We start from the raw sequence: 21,071 nt of genomic DNA on the forward strand, positions 1-21,071 counted from the left end.
CCGGAAGTCCATTGTTGTTATAGCAAGTGTGGGAGGAGTGATAGCATGGGTGGTAAGAAGAGTGACGGGAAGGTCCTGGCCCAGAACAAAAAAGCTTCCCATGATTACTTCATCGAGGATACGTACGAAGCCGGCATGGTGCTGACCGGAACCGAGATCAAGTCGATCCGGAACGGACGGGCCAATATCGGGGATGCGTTTGCAACGATCCGCAATGGGGAAATTCATATTCATAACATGCATATCAGCCCGTTTGAGCAGGGCAACCGCTATAATCCGACGGATCCGACGCGGACCCGCAAGCTGCTGATGCACAAGGAACAGATCCACAAGCTGCTGGGACAGACCAAGCAGGAAGGCTATACGATCGTTCCGCTTAAGGTGTATATCCGCAACGGCTATGCGAAGCTGCTGCTTGGCCTTGGCCGCGGTAAGAAGCAGTATGACAAGCGGGAATCGGCCGCCAAACGCGACGCGCAGCGCGACATTCAGCGGGCACTCCGCGAGAAACAGAAGATCGCGCGTTAATTTGGGGTTATGTGAAGTTACAGGCAAGTTTCACCTGCGTTTCCTTCAACCTCTGTGTCATTTTGGCCGGGATGTGTGATATACTATGTATGTAAGAGGTTATGGCTTGACCGGCCTTTTACGTGATAAATGCTTCTGATCATCCTTTCTTCATGGAGGGGAAGGATGCTGGATAGATTGCTTCTTATGCCTCAACGGTTCTAATCTAATCCAATAGAAGCCCTTTTTAATAAGGGGGCGTTCTTGGATTCGACGGGGATAGTTCGAGCATGAGTAGCGGGTAGTGGGGACGCGTCCACTTTATCAACGCTAAAGCCAATAATAACTGGCAAACAACAAACTTCTTACGCTGTAGCAGCTTAATAACCTGCACACGTGCTCTCGCTCTGCATCGCCCATGTGCCGGGATGAGGGCTCAACTTTAGTGGGATACGCTGTCTAGTCTCCGCCTGGGGCTAGCTGAAGAAGACAAACAGGCTGACCCTATCGGGATCCGGTGACGGGGAGCCTAGTAGGGTGACATCAAAACTGTCACTACACCCGTAGAAGCTTATGTGGCGTTATCTTCGGACAGGGGTTCGACTCCCCTCGCCTCCATAATGAGTATCAGAAAGGCGATCCGTAATGGGTCGCTTTTTTGCATCTCCGTTTTTATTAGGATGGCTGCATAATGTCTCTTAATCAATATTTTTCTCCGCTTTAATTGTGGTTTACTAAGTATACTACCCGGGGAAGATTATACAGTGTCATACTGCAGATAAGATGAGTTCCAATAAAATGGAAGCAAAATTCAAAATAAACTTGTTATTCAACTCCAGTTGTGTTATAGTTAATTTATTGGAATTTCGACCTGAGATCACATATTGTAGAGGGTTAGATTTTGATGATGTAACCTTGTACAATATGTGATTTTTTTTGGAAACTCGAAGATCATGTAAAAAATAGAATTATGGAGGTAATTGACTATGCAACAAGGAACAGTAAAATGGTTTAATGCAGACAAAGGTTTTGGTTTTATCGAGGTTGAAGGCGGAGACGACGTATTTGTACACTTCAGTGCAATCGTGAGCGACGGTTTCAAATCTTTGGATGAAGGTCAAAAAGTTGAATTTAATGTAGTACAAGGCAACCGTGGCCCACAGGCCGAGAATGTTGTTAAACTCTAAGTTTGTAATTAGAAAGGTCCCGCACATCGTGTCGGGGCCTTTTTTTCGCTCATGATTCCAGAAGAGAAAGTGGGATGCTGCTTGTACTATTCACGGAAAAGACTGATGATCGATCTTCCTGAGGAAATGACAACGATATGGTCGTGCACCAATGAAAAGTGCAACGGATGGATGAGGGATAACTTTGTTTTTCTGATCCAACCGATTTGTGGCCAATGCAATTCCTTCATGGAGAAGAGTCAGAAAATGCTGCCTATTTTAACAAATACAAGTCCGAATCAGACGAAGCATTAAATAAAGCGAGGACCAGTGACATCACGATGGTCACGATCTATACGCGGAAAAAAGATGGCGTTATGTCCGGACAGGGGTTCGGCTGGCTATCACGTAAATGAAATCCACAACCTCATGGGGCTGTGGATTTTGCATTTCTGACGAGCCTATTTCAAATCAAACCCTTTGCTCTTAACATACTCCGTATATCCGCCCAGCGGCAAATCCCGATCCAGCTTTGAGATGAATTTCCCGGACCAGTTGGCCTTTTGTTTGTTGTTGGTTCGAGCGCCATAATATTCTCCTATTTCCCGGTCATACTCTTCGACCTGTGCTTTAAGATCACGATCATACTGGTTTTCAAAAAATACGGCGGACCGTGGCAGGCGCGGCTTTTGTTCTGGGAATTCATCGGGGACGCCTACCGCAAGACCGACCAAAGGAATGACAAAGTCCGGAAGGTCCAGCCATTCGTCCAGTTCAGGCAGAGCACTGTTAATCCCGCCAATAATAACGGCCCCGAGACCCATCGATTGAGCCGCCAAGTTGGCGTTTTGCAGAGCAAGCGCGGCACTTAGCACACTGGTTTGATAAAAATACGAGTAGCTCAGGTTGCGGCTCATTTTTTCCTGTTGGTCGGGGCCGGCGGCCAGCATTATGCGGTGAAGATCGGCGCAAAAGATAAAAAAGTATCCGCACTCCGCAATCCACGGATTTTCAGAATGCTCCGCAATTTTCTTGCGCAGTTCCTGATCGGTAACGCCGATGATCGAGAACGGCTGCATATGCGCCGAGGTTGGTGCCATTTGCGCCGCGTCAACGATGGCTTCGATTTGCTCGCCGGTTAACGGCCTATTTGTAAACTTACGGATGGAGCGATGCTGGCGGATCAATTGAATGACCTCATTCATAAAATTTCCCTCCAAATCAATGTAATGTGATTTCTGCAGAAGCTGCATGAAGACCACGTTCCAACCAAATGGTTTCCATGGAAACCACAATAACAAGGAAATGATGCTTTGTCAAATGGTTTCTGCGGAAACCATGATATAATGAAAAGAAAAAAGGTAGGCTTGCCTTATGCCTGATATGAATGATGATTTGCTTCAGCTCAAAAATCGCATCGAAAAATCCATATACCAGATCCTCGTCAGCGAAGCCGAGGATGACAGCGATCGACTCTGGCTCATGGAGCGTATTTCCGACGACCGGCTGAAAAAGCTGCTGCCCCGTCTATCCGTCTCAAGCCTGCACGTTCTGGACGTCATCTATGCGCATGACGGCATTAAAGGGATCGATATCGCCCGCGAGATGGGTTTAACAAAAGGCGCCGTCTCCAAAATCACCCGCAAATTGCTGGAGCAGGACCTGATACGTAAAAACCAGCTGCCGGACAATCTGAAAGAAATTTATTACTCTGTGACACCGCTTGGCGCCGAACTGGCTGAGCTGCACCGGGTTTTTCACGAGGAGAAGGATCATAAAGCGGTGGAACTGCTGGCTAGTTTTGACGAGGCATCGCTGGAAATCGTGGCAGACTTTCTGGAGAAGCTGGCCCGTCTGCGGTAGCTTAAACTCTACAGATCTATCGGTAAGAATCGGTAAGAAAAATTGAAAATCGCCGTCGTTGACGGCGATTTTGGACATATTTTTTGGAATGGGTTGGGACTCCCCTCAAACGTACGCCTTGAGAACGAACACCTTTTTTCAATCCACTTCCTCCCTATGGGATCCACCTTAATTTGGACCAAAGGCTTCGCTCCGATAGTGTTTCGGCGAGGCCCCCTTCACCTTTTTAAACATTTTGGAGAAAAGGAGCGGGTCGGCATAGCCGACCGAGCGGGCAATATCTCCGATTGAAAGGTCTGTGCTTCCCAGCATTTTAGCCGCCATATCCATTCTGTAGCGAATCAGGTAATCCTGAATGCTTATGTTCATTTGTTGTTTGAATAACGAGCACAAATAGCTTCGATTAAGCCCAATCAAATGCGCGATGTCCTCGATAGTAATTTTTTGGGAAAAGTTCATTTCGATAAAATCGATCACTTGCTCCACGTAAACCTCAGCCCGGCTTTCCCTTTGAACGGTGGGTGTTTCCGGACCGGATTCCACCAGCAAAGATAACATCAAATACAGCAGCCCCGTTAGTCTGGTTTCCCGGGCTTTATGGCTTTGTCTCGACTGGGCCATTAACTGCAAATACTTATGGATCATATCATCTCGATCATAATGCAGAATGGGAGATGAAGGGGTTAGCCCTGCTTGCATAAGGAGGGGTTCGGCCAGCGTGCCGTTAAAACCAACCCAGCCGTATGACCAAGGGTTAACTTCGTCGGCTTGATAATAGGTAACGACATGGGGACAAATCAGAAACCCCTGTCCTTTTCGAAGATGGTGCCTCACTCCCCCTACCTCAAAAATTCCCTCCCCTTTGAATATATAATGGAGCAAATAGTGAGTCCTGACGGCGGGCCCAAAATAATGACCGGATATACAATCCTCCATGCCGAATTGCGTCAAATGCAGCTCGGTGTGCTGTTTACTTCGCGGCAGATACTCTAACACAAGCAAATCCCATCCCCTTAAAAATAGAATGCCTGTCAATTATCAATCATAATAACATAATGAGTGAGCACCATGCCATGTACGACCTATCGTATGATCATATATGATTTTTGTATATAAGCCTGTATTTCTGGAATCGTAGATCAATCCTAAAGCCATGTTTCAAAGATAGATTGAATACAAAGATGCCGGAGCATGGCCCCGGATGGCGGAGATGTAATGGTTCATAGATACGGATGTGGCACAAGCCATTTTCTAGACCATGTTACGATGCATGAAGTACCGATAGGCAGGAAAGAAGGGATGTTTACCAATGAGCGTAATCGTTCAAGAGCAAGCAGGGTTGTTTCATCTACAGTCGTCCGGCATGAGCTATTTGATTCAGATCGTGGGCGGTTATCCTGTACATGGATATTGGGGAGGGAGACTGAAGCATCGGGAAACGATGGGCGACCTCCTGATACACACTCCCGCGAGGGCTGGGCTTGACCGGCTGCCGCAGGAATACCCGCAGTACGGCAGCGGAGACTTCCGCAATCCGGCGTACCAGGCCGAGCTGGAGGATGGGACGAGGATTACGGAGCTCAAATACGACGGATACCGGATCCTGAAGGGAAAGCCGCCATTAAGCGGACTTCCGGCCGTTTATACGGAGGACGAGTCCGAAGCAGAGACGCTCGAGCTGGTATTAAAAGATGCCTACTCGGGACTTAAGGTCGTCCTGCTTTATTCCATCTTCACGGATCGCAACGTGATTATTCGGTCAGCTCATTTGATCAACGAAGGGGACAAGAAGCTTCGGCTTCGCCGTGCCCTTAGTGCCAGCGTCGATTTCTCCGGTCATAGCGATTTGGAGATGGTGTACCTTTCCGGGGCGTGGGCCCGGGAAGGAACTATGAAGCGAAGACCGCTTGAGCAAGGCGAAACCCGGATCGACAGCAAAAGGGGCATGAGCAGCCACCAGTTTAACCCTTTTGCCGCTCTGGTCTCGCCGGAAACGACGGAACGACATGGGGAAGCCTTTGGCTTTAGCCTGGTGTACAGCGGTGGATTTGAAGCAGGGGCGGAAGTAGATTCCTTCGGCTCCACAAGGTTTAGCATTGGCGTGAACTCTTTTGATTTCGCGTGGCAGCTGAATCCGGGGGAGAGCTTCCAAACGCCGGAAGCGGTCATGGTGTACTCCGCGCAAGGATTGGGGGAGATGTCGCGGACGTATCACCGCCTGTACCGGACCCGGCTGTGCCGGGGGAAATACCGGGACGAAGAACGGCCGATTCTGGTCAATAACTGGGAGGCCACGTATTTCGACTTCAATGCGGACAAGCTGGTTTCGATTGCAGAAGAGGGGGCCAGGCTGGGCATTGAGCTGTTTGTCTTGGATGACGGCTGGTTTGGCAAACGGGATGCGGACAATTCGTCGCTGGGGGATTGGTACGAGGACCGCCGGAAGCTGCCGGACGGACTGGCGGATGTCGCGGAGCGCATCAATCAGCTGGGCCTGAAATTCGGGCTTTGGTTCGAGCCTGAGATGATATCGCCGGACAGCGAGCTGTACCGGAAGCATCCGGACTGGTGCCTTCACGTCCCGGGGCGGAGACGCAGCGAAGCCAGGTGGCAGCTGGTGCTGGACTACACGCGCCAGGAAGTGCGAGATTACATCTATGACTCGCTCTCTGCGATTTTCTCCACCGTGCCGGTTGCCTACGTGAAATGGGACATGAACCGCGCTTTGACGGAAATCGGGTCTGCCGCCCTGCCGCCGGAGCGCCAAGCTGAGACTGCTCACCGCTATGTTCTTGGGTTGTACGAGCTGCTTGAGCGAATCACCACCGATTTTCCGCATATTTTGTTCGAGAGCTGCTCCAGCGGCGGTGGACGCTTTGATCCCGGCATGCTGTATTACATGCCTCAAACCTGGACCAGCGATAATACCGATGCGGTGGAACGGCTGAAGATTCAGTACGGGACCAGCCTGGTCTACCCCGTAAGCGCCATCGGAGCGCATGTGTCGGCGGTTCCGAACCATCAGGTCGGACGGATCACACCGCTTGATTTTCGCGGCAATGTCGCCATGTCCGGAAATTTCGGGTATGAGCTGGATCTCACGAAATTTACTGATGACGAAAAGGAAACGGTCAAACGCCAAGTCGCCGCCTACAAGCAGATTCGCGGGTTGGTGCAGCAAGGCGACTTGTACCGTCTGAAAAGTCCGTTCGAGGGGAACGAGTCGGCGTGGATGTTTGTTTCGGAAGATCAAGAGGATGCCTTGGTCTACGCTTTTCAAGTGATGGCCGTGCCGAACGCACCCCAGCGGACCTTGCGCCTGGACGGACTTGACCCAGAACTGGAATACGAAGTGGAACCCGGAACAGGCGGGGAGATTTCGGTCTTTGGGGGAGACCGGCTGATGCAGCTCGGTTTGCCCCTTGCCTACGAGCATAAAGATTATCAAAGCCGATGGTTTAGACTGCGGGCCCTCAAGCCCGGCAAGGCGTAACCATTGATCTAAGCCCGAAAGAGCATCAATGGATGGAGTTTAAGCCCCTTTTTTAAGCGAAAAAGGGGCTTTTTGCGCGCAGCAGAACAGATCACACGGGAGGTAGCGCCATGTTTTTTATCCGGATGATGAATGATATGAAAATAAGGAAGAAGCTGGCCGTTACGTTTATATCGGTGGCCGTTCTTCCCTTGCTGCTGTGCGGCCTTTTTTTGACCGGAAAGCTGCGCGAAATCGTTATTGAAAACGCTTTTGTGCAGGTCTCTACCAATGTGGAGCGTGTTCGGAAACGTACGGAAGAGCTGATCAAGGTTCCGCTGGACATTTCGAACCGGCTGATGAATGACGGTCGAATGAAAAGGGTAGCCGGCCAGAAATACAACAGCTACGTTGAGGTCATTCAGGCTTACCGTGACTATACGGATATCCGCGACTACCTCCAGCTGTACAAGGAGATATCGGGGATCCGCGTCTATGCCGAGAATCCGGGGGCACTCGATAACTGGGAGTTTATCCAGCCGGACCGAACGGTCACGGCCCAGGATTGGTACAAAGAAGCCTTGGCGCAGAAGGGGCTGGTCGGTTGGAATCTGATTCAAGATGAACGAAAAGGCTCCGATGATCTAAGTTTGATTCGTTCGTTTCCTTTGGATGCTTCCGGGCGAAAAGGGGTACTGGTCATCAATGTGGACAAGCGGCGGTTAAGCTCCATTCTGGAGCAGGAGTCGTTCCCAACCCTGATCGTGGATAACCGGAACCGGGTCGTCGCGTCCAATGAAGCCGGAGTGTTAGGCAAGGCTCTTTCGGATATTTATGCCGATCCCAATATACTTTCTCTTCAGGAGGGAAGCTACAATGCGTCCATCAACGGGAAAGCGTCCAAGGTAGTCATCGCCAGTCTGCAACCGCAGGACAGTTGGAATGGCCTTCGCACGATTTCGATTTTTTCCATTGCCGGGATCACCCGTGATGCCAATCAAGTCATCCGTCTCGGTGTGGTCGTCATTACGGCCAGTCTGATTGCTGCCGCCCTGCTCATTTATGCCTCCGCATCGTTATTATCCAGAAGGCTCCTCCGGTTAAGCAGGCATATGTCCAAAGTCCGGTCGGGTTCCTGGGAAACCTTTCTGCATATCGACGGGAAAGATGAAATTGGCCTGCTGTCCAAGCAATTTAACGCGCTGGTCAGAGAGGTGAACCACTTGTTCAATGAAGTCCAGGAAACGAACCGGCAGAAAAGCCTGGTGGAGAAAAGGCAAAACGAGATGAAATTTAAAATGCTGGCCAGCCAGATCAATCCCCATTTTCTCTTTAACTCGCTCGAATCGATCCGGATGGAGGCCCATATTCGAAAACAAGACGGCATCGCGGAGGCGGTGTGGCTGCTCAGCACACTGCTGCGCAGCAGTTTGGAAACCGGCAGCGGCAGGATTCCGCTGGGCCAGGAGCTTGAGCGGGTACGCTGCTATCTCGATATTCAAAAGTTCAGATATGAAGAACGCTTGCAGTATCAATTGACGGTTGATGCAGGCCGGGAAGGGATGCTGGTACCTCCATTGATTATCCAGCCTTTGGTAGAGAACGCCGTCGTTCATGGCCTGGATCACCACGCGGAGGGAGTGTTTATCAGCGTGGAAGTGAAGGCATTTCAGAGGGGGGTTCAAGTCAAGGTGAGTGACAACGGTGCCGGCCTTTCGGCGGATCGTCTCCATCTCGTGCGGCAGGAGCTTGCATCACCGGCTGAGGACGAGGGGGAGCAGCGGATCGGCCTGCGCAACGTAAACGAACGGCTGGTCTTGCTGTACGGGGAATCCAGTGCTTTACAGATCGATAGCGAGCCTGGAGCCGGGACTTTGATCACATTTTTCATTCCAGGAGGTGATTCTCAATGATGAAGGTCGTCATTGTGGATGATGAACCGAAGCTGCGCCAAGGCCTGCAAACCTTGATTCCGTGGGACAGTCTGGGTCTTACCGTGACAGCCACGGCGGCCAATGGTCAAGAAGCACTGGCAGTGATTGATCAGGAACGGCCGGATATCGCCATCGTCGATATTCGCATGCCGCTTATGGATGGATTGCAGCTGATGCAGTCCGTATCATCCAGCGGACTTGAGCTGCAAGTGATCATACTCAGCGGTTATGCCGACTTCGAGTATGCCAAACAAGCGATTAAATACGGGGTAGCCGGGTATCTCCTCAAGCCGGTGGATATCAAAGAGATGATCCATACCTTAACGCGGGTACGAGAGCGGATCGAAGAGGAACGCCTGAAGAAGGGGCCGCGTTCAATCGAGGGTATAAACCAAGAATGGCTGATCCAGAGCCTTCTCGTACCGCAGGATACTACCGAAGATCCCGCCAAGCTGCGAAGCATGGCACAAGCAGCCAGACTGATATGGAGCAGCTATGAAGTCGTGGCTGTATTCCTGCGCGGACCTGAAGCGACCCACCCCGACGCGCTGCAGCAGCTTGCGGATGCGCTGAAGCCTGACATCGAGCGCAGGGGTACCGGAGCGGTCACGGTTATACCCCCTTACGTCATCCTTCTTCTCCAAGAGCCGCTGCGCGGCATGCAGCGGCGGGAGCAGCTGTACCGGCTGCTGCGGAACACTTTGGGGAATTTCCGGTTCGTCGCAGCCACCGGGGGAGCAGTGCCGGTGCCGGAAGAGCTGAACATTTCCTTTATAAAAGCCCAGGAAGCGTTAAAACAGGCTTTCTTCAGCGAGAAGGGACGGCTGCTGGGTCCCTATCCTTCGCGCTATCCTTTACCGGAATTGCCGCGTCTTCCCGGCGGCAGTCCGGAAGAGATGATGGAGGAATTCATCTCCCGCCTATATTACAGCCTGGAGGCAGGCAATCAGACGATGATCCGGCCATTGCTGGACGAGGCGGCGGCCTTTTTTGTCATGCAGGAGGCGAGTGAAGGCTTTGTCAAAGAATCGTTTTTCTTTTTATCCAATGCCGTCATTCATAAGCTGACCGCAGGTTCCCGCAAGGAATGGAAAGGGACGGAGGAGGCTTCGCGTTTTTTGAAGGGGATTTTCGAATATGAGCATCTGGCGGATCTTTTGGAAGAAACACACTCTTTTCTTCTAGCATTAGCAGAGGATGCGGAGCCAGAGGGAAAGGAAAGAGAGCTGAAGATCATGATCAACATTATTCAGCGGCATTATGCCGACAACTTGAAACTGGACACGCTGGCCGGGATGCTGAACTACAGTACGGCCTATTTAGGCCAGCTCTTTAAGAACAAAACAGGGGAGTACTTCAACACCTACCTCGACAAGGTCCGGATCCGCAAGGCAAAGGAGCTGCTGGAGCAGGGCATGAAGGTATACGAAGTGGCGGAACGCGTCGGCTACACGAGTGTGAACTACTTTCACAGCAAATTTAAAAAATACGAGGGCCGTTCACCTTCCGACTTTAAAAATCCATAATTTGTGGATGATTTTTACCGAAATCCGTTGTATTTGCCGTTTCTCCCCGCTGATTTATGATGGAAGCCAGGAGAGGGGAGGAAACATGAAAACGATAACATTAAAGACGGAAAACGCATACAAACAGACGACGCGGACCCGAAAAAATGCGTGGAAGGTGCTGAAAAACCAGAAATATCTTTATTACATGTCCATTCCGTTCGTTCTTTGGGTCTTTGTTTTCCAGTACCTGCCTTTATGGGGCTGGACAATGGCCTTCCAAAAATATAGACCTGGCGTAAGCTTTTTTGAACAGAAGTGGGTAGGCTTGGAGCATTTCCGTACCTTGTTCCAGGATGACCATTTCTACCAGGTGCTTCGAAATACGCTGGCCATGAGCTTTATGGGCCTGATTGCAGGCTTCATTGTACCGGTCGTCTTCGCCTTAATGCTTAACGAGGTTCGCCTTCAGGTGATGAAACGGTTCGTGCAGACGGTGTCTTATCTGCCGCACTTTGTTTCGTGGGTCGTTGCTGCAGGCATTGTCACCAAAATGCTGTCAACAGACGGGGGCGTCGTGAACAGTATACTCCTCAGCCTGAACATCATCGATCAGCCGATTCAGTTTATGGCTCAAGGGCATTGGTTTTGGTGGATCGTCACCAGCGCGGACATCTGGAAGGAAACCGGGTGGAACGCCATTATTTATCTGGCGGCCATTTCCGGCATCGGCCCTGAGCTCTATGAAGCTGCCCGTGTTGACGGTGCGAGCCGGCTAAGGCAAATGTGGCATATCACGCTGCCCGGGATCCGGCCGACAATCATCGTGCTTCTGATTATGTCCATCGGCCACCTGCTCGGCACAGGCTTCGAGAAACAGTTTCTGTTAGGCAATCACTTGGTCATCGATTACTCCGAAGTGCTTGACTTGTATGCGCTTAACTATGGTTTGGCCATGGGACGCTACTCCTTCGGGACGGCGATCAATATTTTCAACTCGGTGATCAGCCTGATCCTGTTGTTTGCGGCTAACGGTATTTTTAAGCGCTTCACCAACGAAAGCATTATGTAAGGAGGAAGACATGGGAACTGCCAATAGTACTGCGCCGGCCGGTCGCATGAAGAGCAAACTGAAGTCAAAATCACCGCAGGACCGAATTTTGGAAGCGATCGTGTATCTGTCCATGATCGTGGTGACCGTCCTGACGATTTACCCGTTCTTAAACGTGCTTGCGATCTCCTTCAACGATTCGGTGGATACCGTCAGAGGGGGGATTACGATCTGGCCAAGGCAATTTACGCTGAAAAATTACGACTTGATCTTTACTTACAGCGGCCTCATCACCGGATTCAAAGTTTCCGTCCTGAGGACGGTCATTGGAACCATAGCGGGCCTGTTCAGCGGTTCAATGCTGGCTTACGCGCTGGCCCGCAGCGATTTTCAAGCAAGACGATGGATCTCCATGTTTCTGGCCATCACCATGTATGTCTCAGGCGGGATGATTCCGGGCTTTATCCTGTTGAAGGAACTGCATTTAATTAATACGTTTGCCGTTTACATTTTGCCGGGGCTCGTGAGCGCCTTTAACGTCTTCGTCATTCGTTCCTTCATCGACGGACTGCCCTATGCGCTGCAGGAATCGGCGAAACTGGATGGCGCCAACGATTTTACGATTTACTGGCGTGTGATTCTTCCCCTTTGCAAGCCGGCGCTTGCGACCGTGGCACTCTTTCTGGCGGTAGGGCAGTGGAATTCATGGTTTGACACCTATTTGTTCAATGGGTCCAACGAATCGTTGACGACCTTGCAGTATGAGCTGATGAAAATTTTGCAAAGCACGACAACGGGTGCAACCAATTCCCAGGACGCTGCGAATATGGCTCAGCGCATGGCACAGGTATCGCCGGAATCCGTCAAAATGGCGATTACCATTATCGTGACGGTACCGATTCTGGTCGTCTATCCTTTCTTGCAGAAATATTTTGTGAAGGGCATGACGCTTGGAGCGGTCAAAAGTTAAAGACAGATGCTGGTGTGTCCAGGCCTCATCGCCTGTTCCATACATATTCATCATTATTCATTATGACTTGGGGGGTAAGCTTCATGAAGTCAGGTAAAAAGAGATGGGCGGCGTCTGTACTGGCGCTGACTTTGACGGCAACGCTCGCAGCGTGCGGTGGAAACGGCGGCTCGTCTGCAGCCGAGACAGAGGGAAGTGCTGCATCCGGAACGAAAAGTGATGACCTGAAGCCCATCACATTCACTTATTTTTCGGAAGATTCCAGCACGAACTGGAACAACATGAAAGACGAGGTCGGTAAGGTGATCACGGAGAAAACCGGGGTCACCCTGGATGCGGAGTTCGCTGTCGGCGACCCGGTACAGAAAATTTCATTGATTGCGGCCACTGGCAACTATCCGGATTTGATCGCAGCCAAAGCGGATGTCGGCAAACTTGTCGACGCCGGCGCCGTCATCGACCTCACCGATTTGATCGACAAGTACGCGCCGAACATCAAGAAAATGCTCGGAGACAAGCTTGTTCGGACGAAGTACAGCTTGGATGACCAGGCGATCTACGCGATCCCGACCTGGTCGGCTGTCGAGGAGAAGAAGTTTAAAGCCGACGGAGGCTTTGAGCTACAGCATCGCGTCGTCAAAGAAGCGGGATATCCGGAAATTCGCACAGTGAAGGATTTTGAAAAGGTCATTCAGGACTACATCACTAAGCATCCGACGGACGAAAACGGCAATAAGAATATCGGCTTGTCCCTGAACGCGGACGATTGGCATATGTACCAGGTGACCAACTTGGGATTCCAGACGACCGGAGGGCCGGATGACGGCGAGTATTACATCGATCAGGAAACACACCAGGCCACATACCATTTCCGCCGTCCGGAAGAAAAGGAGTTCTTTCGCTGGTTGAACCACATGAATTCCATTGGACTGCTTGATCCGGAAAGCTTCGTGCAGAAAACCGACCAATTTAAGGCGAAAGTGGCTTCAGGGCGGGTACTTGGCCTTGCCGATCCGGAATGGGATTATGGCGACGGACAAAATGCGCTGAAGGCGGCCGGCAAATTCGACCAGACTTACGGTCATTATCCGGTCACGATAAGCACGGAATACAAGGATACGAGCTTCTGGCCTGCCGGCTTTGACGGAGGATACGGCATCTCGATCTCCAGCAAATGCAAGGATCCGGTACGTGCGATCAAGTTCCTCGACTTTTTAGCATCGGAAGAAGGACAGATCCTGAATAACTGGGGCATCGAAGGCAAGCATTACACGATGGAAAACGGCAAACGCACGCTGATACCCGAGGTGCAGGAGCGGGCGAACAATGACGGTGCGGCGTTCCAGAAAGAGGCAGGCCTTGGACTATACTGGAACTTGATGGTCCATTATGGTGACGGCATCAAGGATTCTACCGGCAACTACTTCACCCGCAATTACCCGGAACTGCTGACCGCGAACTACAGCGAACCTGAGAAGGAGACCCTGAAGGCTTATAAAGCGGAGCATTGGAAGGACCTCTTCCCTAAGGAAGAAGACTTTAAGCCGAGAGCCTACGGAGCGGCATACACGATGTCGCTGCCTAACGACGATCCGGCCGTGATTCTGGGAGCCAAGATGAAGGACATTACGTGGAAACGCATCCCGGAAGCGGTCATGTCCAAACCTGAAGACTTCGACAACATTTGGGACGCCTATATGGCGGAGCTGGAGAAGGCCGGAGTTAAAGAAATGGAAGAGGCTTATACCAAGCATATCAATGACCGGATCGAGCTCTGGTCGACCAATGAGTAGAGTAAGGCAAAGAATCACCCCGAAAATCGGGGTGATTCTAAGTGTACGTAAAAGTAGCCAGTATGTTAGTCGTCTGTTTCTTTTTTATTTCTTCGGAATATCGAACGCGTCTACAAATTTGTCCTGGTCAAAGCCGATCACCGGGACCGGACCGTATCATAGCCTTTAGCGAGGGCGACAAGCATCAACTGCGTGGATACCGGTTTTCATAGGTATTATTTCGTAATGACCTGCCAAATTTAGAGGAGACAATCCTGATAATTTTCATAGGGTGATTGATTTTTTATCGCTTTGGGATTTAGATTAAAGCAATCGCGAGCAGCGTGAACAGGCTTAACGTCAAAATGGAGTTGCGAGCCCTGAATCCGTAGGGGAGGAAAGCGGAGGTCGTTACAGGGCCATCTCTTCGATCTGTCTCCAAGTACACATGATCACGATCCACTTTTACGATTCTTCCTTCGTGCACATAACCGCCTCTTGTTATAATGCGGACTCTCTGGCTCATGAATCGCGTGCAGCTATAATAGGCATCCATCTCATCATTCCTTTCTTTGACAAAGCATCATATGAACGCGTTGGACAAGAGGTCACGGCAGTTATACCAATGAAAGAGGCCGATTTCGCTAGTTTACTAAATTCTGAGAAACGAACTTTAAAGTGCGACTTTAAACCTTTAAAAAAAGATTCAGAAATAAATTAAACCCTGCAGCACAAAGCTGTCAGGGTTTGAAAATGTTATTTGTTTAGAAAAAGAAAGATCTAATGCTTTCAGATCACAACGGCGCGTCCGCCCTGTCAATAGGTAGCCAGCAGGGTTTTCGTCAATCCTGATATTTGGTTTACCAACAAAATGCTGCCAAAATAATTACCAACAGAATGAACAACACAAGGATAGCACCAACATTGTTATGCAAGCCGTAACCGTACCCTGCGCCAACTCCTCCTACAACTCCACTCATCCCTTACTACCTCCTTGAGTTTAACGTACAATGTATCTTATGATTTAATTAGGATTGGGTATGGGCAAAGCGGTAAATAGATCATCATATCTTATGGATTATGGACATTTGGGGAAGGGCAAACCTCTCAAGGGCAAACACCTGCATCAATTGAAATAAAGCCAAAGGAACGACTCCCGGGAATATATTTTGAGTACAGTAAGTCAGAGAAGCACCCCGAATTTCTTTTCGGGGTGCTTTTTAGTTCCTGAAGAAAGCTATGAATAAGGCCAATAAATTCATGAAAATCCCCGGTATAAACTTAAAAATGCCCCTTTGATTCACGGGCCGGGTTCAAGTATGCTTTCGTGTAATCATGAAATACCGCCATTCTCCTCCCAGGATCCTTCCATAGCTTCGATCCTTCACGGGTTGTACAATAGCTAAAAAAGAACGTAACAAGGAAGGGCTGGGTATGGAGCGTAAGCATTGGATGCGAAAGGCCATCACTATGATCAGAAATATGAGATTTCAAAACAAGCTAATGGCAGGCTACCTTCTGGCCTGTGTCATTCCCCTGATTTGTGTAAGCGTATTCATATTTCGTCAATCGGCAGCGGGGCTTGAGGATTCGTCACAAGAATTCGCTTCGCTGTATACGTCGCAAATCAGGACGTCTTTGGACGAATTTATGGAGGAATACGATAAGGTCACGAAGTCGGTGCTAGTCGACAACGAATTGATTTACAAGCTGGGCGAAGAGGCGAGCTTACCGATGGCCGAGGTGGTCAACCAAAGGGTTGCCGTGCAGCGGCTGCTCATGCGGGTCGCTCTGCTCAAACCGGAGATCGGTACCGTAATGCTGGTCAGCCGGGAGAACAGCGTGTATCAGTATACGACGACAACCAGCCGGGTGAATGATAACATGCTGTTGTCCCAACCGTGGTTCAAAGGGATCCGCGCCTTGGATGAAACGTTTTTTATTACCGGACTGCATGACCGTGCTTATTATGAGGATCAGGGGGCAGGAGCGATGGTGACGGTGGGAAGGGTGCTGTTCAGCTCCGACGGGGCGTATGCGGGCATCCTTCTGATCGATTTGGATCCGTTTGCGCTGCTGGAGCTCGATCATGAATTCGTATCGGCGCGGGACAAATACGGCATGAGCGTGATCATCAGCAACCGTCACCATCAGATTGTGTACGATTCGGATGCGGCCAGCGGACGGTTATCCTGGAACGAGGTGCTCCAATCCGGTTCGGAAGATTTGAATGGTCAGGGAGACAAAGACCGGATCGTTTTAACAGGAAGTACATCGCAGGGGGAGCTGCTCATCAAAACGGAGATCCCGCGCTCGAAGCTGCTGCACAAAATCAATCGGATCAAAGGCATGACCGTGATCGTGATCCTCACGAGCTGTCTGATTATTACGCTGATCTCCTATGGTTTGAGCTATACGATTACAAAGCCGATCAAGGCGCTCCGCAGAAGCATGAAGCAGGCGGAAGTAGGCCAGTATCTCCCTATTGAGAAGTCGCAGGCAGGCGACGAGATCGGCAGTCTGGTGCACAGCTACAACAAAATGATCATTACGATCCGAACCTTAATCGAAGACGTGTATATCGCAGAGATCAAGCAGCGTGAAGCCAAATTCACCGCGCTTCAGAATCAAATTAACCCCCACATGCTCTACAATACGCTGGAGTCCATCCGCATGAAGGCGTTGGTTAAGGATGACGATGAGACGGCCGACATGATCAAAATTTTGGCGCGGATGTTTCGGCTGGCCTTGGGCAAGGAAGGAAAACTCCATTCAGTGCGGCATGAATTGGAGTATACGGTCAACTATTTGCAGCTGCAAAACATTCGTTTTGATAATACGTTCCAACTGCATATTAACATCCCTGAGGAGATGATGAGCTGCAGCATCATTCCTCTGGTATTCCAGCCTATTGTCGAAAACAGCATAAACCACGGCTTTGTGGACTACGGACAGACGATGAATATCCGGATTGAGGGTGTTTGGACGGAAGAGGGGGACATCCGGATCCGGATTTCGGATGATGGAGTCGGAATGACCTCAGACAAGCTAGCGGAGCTGCAATCTCTCCTGGAGGAAGCGGGATCGGATAAATTCAAGCTGGATAAGAAGGATGAGCAGGCGGGCAAAGGGCTGGGCCTGAAAAATATCGCAGAGCGTATCAAACTTCAATATGGGGATCGGTTCTATTTGAAGATCCTTCCTGCAGTCGCAGGCGGAACGACGATTGAAGTTTTAATTCCTAAGGTTTGAAACTACAGGCGGTTACGTTAAACGGGAAGGGACGGTGCTTGGTATGAAGCTTATCGTGGTGGATGACGAGAAGGGTATTGTGGAAGGGCTGCAAAAAATGATAGGACGCTATCTTCCGGAATGTGAAGTCATCGGTACGGCCCACAATGGGTTGGAGGGGCGCAATCTCATTCAGAGGCGGCAGCCGGACATTGTCATTACAGACATTCGGATGCCGCAGGCCGATGGCCTGGATATGATCAGCATGCTGAAAGAGACGGACTGTGCTGCCAAATTTATTTTGTTAAGCGGATATGCCGACTTCGAATACGCCCGGCGGGGCATACAGCTCGGGGTAAAGTTCTATATCAACAAACCGGTTGAAGAAGAGGAGCTGAGCGGCTGCGTGAGGCAGGTCATGGAGGAGATCCGTGCGGACAGGGCCAAGCAGCAGGAAATGATTGAATTGAAGCAGGAGGTTCACAGCCGTAATCAGGAAGAGGCACTGCGGAGCATCCTCGAACTTGGCGTTGACCACACAGATCTAGTGGAAGAGCTGCTTCGGTCCGCCCACATTCCAACAACAAACACCCGGTTCGCGTCGATCATGATTGAACTCGAGGGTACGATGGATGCCTTGAAGGAAATCGGCTTTGAGCCGTTATTGCGACAGATCGACCTGGCTTTGAAGCCGTACCGGGGAGTATACCGGTTTCGGTATTCGGGTCCCCAGGTTGCGGTCCTCATTGCCCATGGCAGCACGATTGCTTATGGGGAACTCATCCGCGTAATACGCCGTCTCAAAGAAGCGGTATCCCGGGAACTGAATCTCTCCATAGCGGCCGGCATTGGGACCGTGCAGGAACAGGCAGCGGGAATCAGCCGGTCTTTTGAAGAAGCACGAATGGCATTAAGCTACAAAGTCGTGAAGGGAGCGGGCGCCGTGATCCCCTTTCCTGAGACTATGAATCGAGAGGGCCAAATTCGCCCCGTGTCAGAAGAGACCATAGCCAAGCTGGAATCGGCTCTCGATAATATGGATGAGGCGGAATGCGTGGGCATTATCCGCGGCATTTTTCGGGGGATGGAAACCGCACCCGGGATCAGCCCGGCAGATCTCCAGCAGCAGTGCTTAAACATTCTTTTATCCAGCATTCGAAATATGTCCTTTCAGCAGCTGCAGCAAAACGGATTTTTGGGCAGGCATATTTTGTCGTTGGAGGGCATTTCGCGGTTTCGGACACTGGAACATCTGGAGGAATGGATGGTTCAGGTTATCCGGGGGATGATCGCATTCAAGGTGGAGCATCATGTTCCCAAGAAGAAGGACATGATCACGGAGATCAAGGAATACGTAACGACGCATTACAACGAGCCTATCAGCCTTGCCGATCTGGCGTCCCGTTTTTTTATTAGTCCCTATTATTTAAGCCAGTTTTTCAAGCAAAAGACAGGAGACACCTATTTGAATTTCCTGACGCAGATTCGTATGAACAAAGCGAAGGAGCTGCTGGAGAGAACCGATTTGAAGGTGTATGAAGTTTGCCAAAGGGTCGGGTACTCCGATCCGCAGCATTTTGCCCGGATGTTCGAGAAGGTGGCCGGGTGTAAACCAAGGGACTACCGAAAAAATCTGCCGGACATGTGAACGTATCTTCGCCACTCCACAGCGGAGTGGTTTTTCATTTCACTTAAAAATGGCTTGTTTTCACTTAAAAATGCCCAATTGAGCGCGTGTTCCCCGGACTGTATAGTAACAATGAAAGCGAATACAACAACTGGGAACTGGGGGGAATACGTTGAAAGCTGTGGCATTTCATCGCATGAAGGTGTATTGGCCGCTGTATGTAATGGCGATTCCGGGAATCGTTTTTCTCATCGTTTTTAAATACATTCCGCTCGCCGGCGCTGTCATCGCCTTTAAGGACTATTCGGTATTTCAAGGATTCATCGACAGCCCCTGGGTAGGTCTCAAGCATTTTAAGACCCTGTTTCATCATCCGGACTTCATCCGGGTGTTCAGCAACACGCTGTTGCTGGGATTTCTGAAGCTCGTCGTCGTGTTCCCGGTGCCCGTTCTGCTGGCGCTAATGATCAACGAAATTCGCAAATCCCTGCTGAAAAAAGGCATCCAGACGGCGCTGTACATTCCGCACTTTTTGTCCTGGGTCATCGTAGGCGGCATCCTCTTTGATTTCTTTTCGTTAAGCGGACTGTTCAACATCATCCTCGGATGGTTTGGCAAGGAGCCTGTGCTGGCCATGCAGGAAAGCGCCTATTTCCGCCCGATTTATGTGCTTGCTTCCATATGGAAGGACGCCGGATGGGGGACCGTGGTATATATGGCCGCCATCAGCGCGATCGACCCACAGCTCTATGAAGCGGCGATGATCGACGGCGCAACGAGGTTCAGGCAAATCCGCCATGTTACGTTTCCGATCCTTTTGCCTACCGTGCTGGTTCTTTTCCTGCTGGAAATCGGCAACTTCCTGGACCTCGGGTTTGACCAGGTGTTTAATCTGCTCACCCCGATGACGTACAGCGTAGGGGACATTCTGGATACGTATGTATTCCGTACCGGCATTCAACAGGCGCAGTACAGCTTCGCGACGGCGGTTGGCCTGTTCCAGTCGGTGATTGGATTTATCCTCGTGTTCATCTTCAACAAGCTGTCGAAAAAAGTTTCGGATGGGGGGCTCTGGTAAACATGGCTGAATCGAGAGGGGAAAAAGTATTCACTACGGCCATCACGGTCTTTCTCATCCTGTTTTCGCTTATAGCGCTTATTCCGCTCCTGTCCGTGATATCCACATCGCTCAGTTCGAAAAGCGCTGTAGATATGAACCTGGTCACCTTATGGCCGAAGCAGGTTACATTGGATTCCTGGAAATACATCATCGACCGTCCCGATCTATGGAGATCGTTCTTCCTGACGCTGGGCACGACGGTCATCGGCACGGTATTGGCCCTGCTGATGACGGCTTTGATCGCCTATCCGCTCTCCAAACCCGAGTTTCGCTGGGGCCCAGTCATTATGGTGGGCGTAGTCATCGCGATGATCTTTAAGGCGCCGATTGTGCCTTACTTCCTGACGGTCCGCGGGATTGGCCTGTATGATAATCCGTTGGTGTTGATCATCCCGCATATTTTGAATCCGTTCAATCTGATCATCATGAGAACCTTCTTCAAGCAATTTTCCAAGGAGTTGGAGGAGGCGGCTTTTCTTGAGGGCTGCGGATACTTCCGCATGCTGTTCCAGTTCGTGCTGCCGTTATCCAAGGCGGTGCTTGCAACGCTTGCCCTGTTTTACGGCGTGGTGTTGTGGAATCAGTTTCAGCATCCGTTGTTCTTTCTGCAGGATCCCAATTGGTTTCCGCTGCAGATCAAAATCCGGCAGTTTATTACCGACGACAGCGTCATTATGGCGGGGGCCGCATCAACAGCGGATCTGAACTATAACGAGCGGACCTTAAGGGCAGCGACCGTGATCTTTGCGATCGTTCCGATCATCGTGGTGTATCCTTTCCTGCAGAAGTATTTCGTCAAAGGCGCCATGATCGGCTCCGTAAAAGGGTGAAGCGAACCGGCTTAATGCAAGGC

Annotated in this window: 18 protein-coding genes and 1 other RNA gene; 15 read left to right on the forward strand and 4 right to left on the reverse strand. The window is 50.5% G+C overall.

Annotated elements, in window-relative coordinates; translation table 11 throughout:
- The first annotated feature begins 45 nt into the window (after positions 1 to 45).
- The 4 genes from smpB to ABID47_RS18250 all read left to right on the forward strand — a co-directional run bounded on the left by smpB (position 46) and on the right by ABID47_RS18250 (position 1,988).
- Positions 46 to 528 (forward strand): SsrA-binding protein SmpB, encoded by a 483-nt coding sequence (gene smpB / locus ABID47_RS18235; RefSeq protein WP_076173150.1) that lies wholly within the window; start codon positions 46 to 48, stop codon positions 526 to 528.
- A gap of 233 nt (positions 529 to 761) precedes the next feature.
- Positions 762 to 1,128: a transfer-messenger RNA gene (gene ssrA / locus ABID47_RS18240) on the forward strand.
- A gap of 365 nt (positions 1,129 to 1,493) precedes the next feature.
- A complete protein-coding gene (locus ABID47_RS18245) occupies positions 1,494 to 1,694 on the forward strand; it encodes a cold-shock protein (RefSeq protein ID WP_076173149.1) in 201 nt (66 codons plus the stop codon).
- Between the two features lie 51 nt (positions 1,695 to 1,745).
- On the forward strand, positions 1,746 to 1,988 hold the full coding sequence (locus ABID47_RS18250) for a cold-shock protein (protein WP_308737674.1): 243 nt from the start codon (positions 1,746 to 1,748) through the stop codon (positions 1,986 to 1,988).
- 146 nt (positions 1,989 to 2,134) lie between these two features.
- Here ABID47_RS18250 and ABID47_RS18255 read toward each other — a convergent pair whose 3' ends face one another.
- Positions 2,135 to 2,878, reverse strand: coding sequence for an NADPH-dependent oxidoreductase (locus ABID47_RS18255; RefSeq protein WP_354498870.1), 744 nt, complete (start codon positions 2,876 to 2,878; stop codon positions 2,135 to 2,137).
- A gap of 169 nt (positions 2,879 to 3,047) precedes the next feature.
- On the opposite strand from ABID47_RS18255, the gene ABID47_RS18260 reads away from it, so the two are divergent.
- On the forward strand, positions 3,048 to 3,536 hold the full coding sequence (locus ABID47_RS18260) for a MarR family transcriptional regulator (RefSeq protein WP_354498872.1): 489 nt from the start codon (positions 3,048 to 3,050) through the stop codon (positions 3,534 to 3,536).
- 168 nt (positions 3,537 to 3,704) lie between these two features.
- Here the strand turns inward: ABID47_RS18260 and ABID47_RS18265 are convergent, their stop codons facing one another.
- On the reverse strand, positions 3,705 to 4,532 hold the full coding sequence (locus ABID47_RS18265) for an AraC family transcriptional regulator (RefSeq protein WP_354499687.1): 828 nt from the start codon (positions 4,530 to 4,532) through the stop codon (positions 3,705 to 3,707).
- A gap of 313 nt (positions 4,533 to 4,845) precedes the next feature.
- On the opposite strand from ABID47_RS18265, the gene ABID47_RS18270 reads away from it, so the two are divergent.
- The 6 genes from ABID47_RS18270 to ABID47_RS18295 all read left to right on the forward strand — a co-directional run bounded on the left by ABID47_RS18270 (position 4,846) and on the right by ABID47_RS18295 (position 14,261).
- Entirely contained in the window at positions 4,846 to 7,029 is a 2,184-nt protein-coding gene (locus tag ABID47_RS18270; RefSeq protein ID WP_354498874.1) for an alpha-galactosidase, read from the forward strand.
- Between the two features lie 110 nt (positions 7,030 to 7,139).
- A complete protein-coding gene (locus ABID47_RS18275) occupies positions 7,140 to 8,921 on the forward strand; it encodes a cache domain-containing sensor histidine kinase (RefSeq protein WP_354498876.1) in 1,782 nt (593 codons plus the stop codon).
- A complete protein-coding gene (locus tag ABID47_RS18280; protein WP_354498878.1) occupies positions 8,918 to 10,468 on the forward strand; it encodes a response regulator transcription factor in 1,551 nt (516 codons plus the stop codon). Before ABID47_RS18275 ends, ABID47_RS18280 begins: the two co-directional genes overlap by 4 nt.
- An 85-nt stretch (positions 10,469 to 10,553) precedes the next feature.
- On the forward strand, positions 10,554 to 11,519 hold the full coding sequence (locus tag ABID47_RS18285; RefSeq protein ID WP_354498880.1) for an ABC transporter permease: 966 nt from the start codon (positions 10,554 to 10,556) through the stop codon (positions 11,517 to 11,519).
- A gap of 10 nt (positions 11,520 to 11,529) precedes the next feature.
- Complete coding sequence (locus tag ABID47_RS18290) at positions 11,530 to 12,468, forward strand: carbohydrate ABC transporter permease (protein WP_116233078.1); 939 nt, start codon at positions 11,530 to 11,532, stop codon at positions 12,466 to 12,468.
- An 83-nt stretch (positions 12,469 to 12,551) separates the two neighbouring features.
- Positions 12,552 to 14,261, forward strand: coding sequence for an ABC transporter substrate-binding protein (locus ABID47_RS18295; protein WP_354498882.1), 1,710 nt, complete (start codon positions 12,552 to 12,554; stop codon positions 14,259 to 14,261).
- A gap of 298 nt (positions 14,262 to 14,559) precedes the next feature.
- Here the strand turns inward: ABID47_RS18295 and ABID47_RS18300 are convergent, their stop codons facing one another.
- Both ABID47_RS18300 and ABID47_RS18305 read right to left on the reverse strand, forming a co-directional pair.
- Positions 14,560 to 14,796: a hypothetical protein gene (locus tag ABID47_RS18300; protein ID WP_116233076.1), complete on the reverse strand. Its 237-nt coding sequence runs from the start codon at positions 14,794 to 14,796 to the stop codon at positions 14,560 to 14,562.
- Between the two features lie 304 nt (positions 14,797 to 15,100).
- Positions 15,101 to 15,220, reverse strand: a complete 120-nt coding sequence (locus ABID47_RS18305; protein ID WP_208629353.1) for a YjcZ family sporulation protein — start codon at positions 15,218 to 15,220, stop codon at positions 15,101 to 15,103.
- Positions 15,221 to 15,674: 454 nt separating this feature from the next.
- On the opposite strand from ABID47_RS18305, the gene ABID47_RS18310 reads away from it, so the two are divergent.
- The 4 genes from ABID47_RS18310 (at position 15,675) to ABID47_RS18325 (ending at position 21,048) form a co-directional block, all read left to right on the forward strand.
- Positions 15,675 to 17,492: a sensor histidine kinase gene (locus ABID47_RS18310; protein WP_354498885.1), complete on the forward strand. Its 1,818-nt coding sequence runs from the start codon at positions 15,675 to 15,677 to the stop codon at positions 17,490 to 17,492.
- A gap of 43 nt (positions 17,493 to 17,535) precedes the next feature.
- The gene (locus ABID47_RS18315) at positions 17,536 to 19,119 is read left to right on the forward strand and encodes a helix-turn-helix domain-containing protein (protein ID WP_354498886.1); all 1,584 of its coding nucleotides are present in this window, start codon (positions 17,536 to 17,538) and stop codon (positions 19,117 to 19,119) included.
- Between the two features lie 151 nt (positions 19,120 to 19,270).
- Positions 19,271 to 20,176, forward strand: a complete 906-nt coding sequence (locus ABID47_RS18320) for an ABC transporter permease (RefSeq protein WP_435530644.1) — start codon at positions 19,271 to 19,273, stop codon at positions 20,174 to 20,176.
- Positions 20,177 to 20,178: 2 nt separating this feature from the next.
- Complete coding sequence (locus ABID47_RS18325; protein WP_354498887.1) at positions 20,179 to 21,048, forward strand: carbohydrate ABC transporter permease; 870 nt, start codon at positions 20,179 to 20,181, stop codon at positions 21,046 to 21,048.
- Positions 21,049 to 21,071: the final 23 nt, after the last annotated feature.

Origin of the sequence: Paenibacillus favisporus (assembly GCF_040545415.1) — a bacterium.
Lineage (GTDB): Bacteria > Bacillota > Bacilli > Paenibacillales > Paenibacillaceae > Paenibacillus_AQ > Paenibacillus_AQ favisporus.

Bases quoted from the DNA above. Each gene is read 5' to 3' on its own strand.
- smpB (WP_076173150.1), top strand. From the start codon at position 46: ATGGGTGGTAAGAAGAGTGACGGGAAGGTCCTGGCCCAGAACAAAAAA.
- ABID47_RS18245 (WP_076173149.1), top strand. From the start codon at position 1,494: ATGCAACAAGGAACAGTAAAATGGTTTAATGCAGACAAAGGTTTTGGT.
- ABID47_RS18250 (WP_308737674.1), top strand. From the start codon at position 1,746: ATGATTCCAGAAGAGAAAGTGGGATGCTGCTTGTACTATTCACGGAAA.
- ABID47_RS18255 (WP_354498870.1), bottom strand. From the start codon at position 2,878: ATGAATGAGGTCATTCAATTGATCCGCCAGCATCGCTCCATCCGTAAG.
- ABID47_RS18260 (WP_354498872.1), top strand. From the start codon at position 3,048: ATGCCTGATATGAATGATGATTTGCTTCAGCTCAAAAATCGCATCGAA.
- ABID47_RS18270 (WP_354498874.1), top strand. From the start codon at position 4,846: ATGAGCGTAATCGTTCAAGAGCAAGCAGGGTTGTTTCATCTACAGTCG.
- ABID47_RS18275 (WP_354498876.1), top strand. From the start codon at position 7,140: ATGTTTTTTATCCGGATGATGAATGATATGAAAATAAGGAAGAAGCTG.
- ABID47_RS18280 (WP_354498878.1), top strand. From the start codon at position 8,918: ATGATGAAGGTCGTCATTGTGGATGATGAACCGAAGCTGCGCCAAGGC.
- ABID47_RS18285 (WP_354498880.1), top strand. From the start codon at position 10,554: ATGAAAACGATAACATTAAAGACGGAAAACGCATACAAACAGACGACG.
- ABID47_RS18290 (WP_116233078.1), top strand. From the start codon at position 11,530: ATGGGAACTGCCAATAGTACTGCGCCGGCCGGTCGCATGAAGAGCAAA.
- ABID47_RS18295 (WP_354498882.1), top strand. From the start codon at position 12,552: ATGAAGTCAGGTAAAAAGAGATGGGCGGCGTCTGTACTGGCGCTGACT.
- ABID47_RS18300 (WP_116233076.1), bottom strand. From the start codon at position 14,796: ATGGATGCCTATTATAGCTGCACGCGATTCATGAGCCAGAGAGTCCGC.
- ABID47_RS18305 (WP_208629353.1), bottom strand. From the start codon at position 15,220: ATGAGTGGAGTTGTAGGAGGAGTTGGCGCAGGGTACGGTTACGGCTTG.
- ABID47_RS18310 (WP_354498885.1), top strand. From the start codon at position 15,675: ATGGAGCGTAAGCATTGGATGCGAAAGGCCATCACTATGATCAGAAAT.
- ABID47_RS18315 (WP_354498886.1), top strand. From the start codon at position 17,536: ATGAAGCTTATCGTGGTGGATGACGAGAAGGGTATTGTGGAAGGGCTG.
- ABID47_RS18325 (WP_354498887.1), top strand. From the start codon at position 20,179: ATGGCTGAATCGAGAGGGGAAAAAGTATTCACTACGGCCATCACGGTC.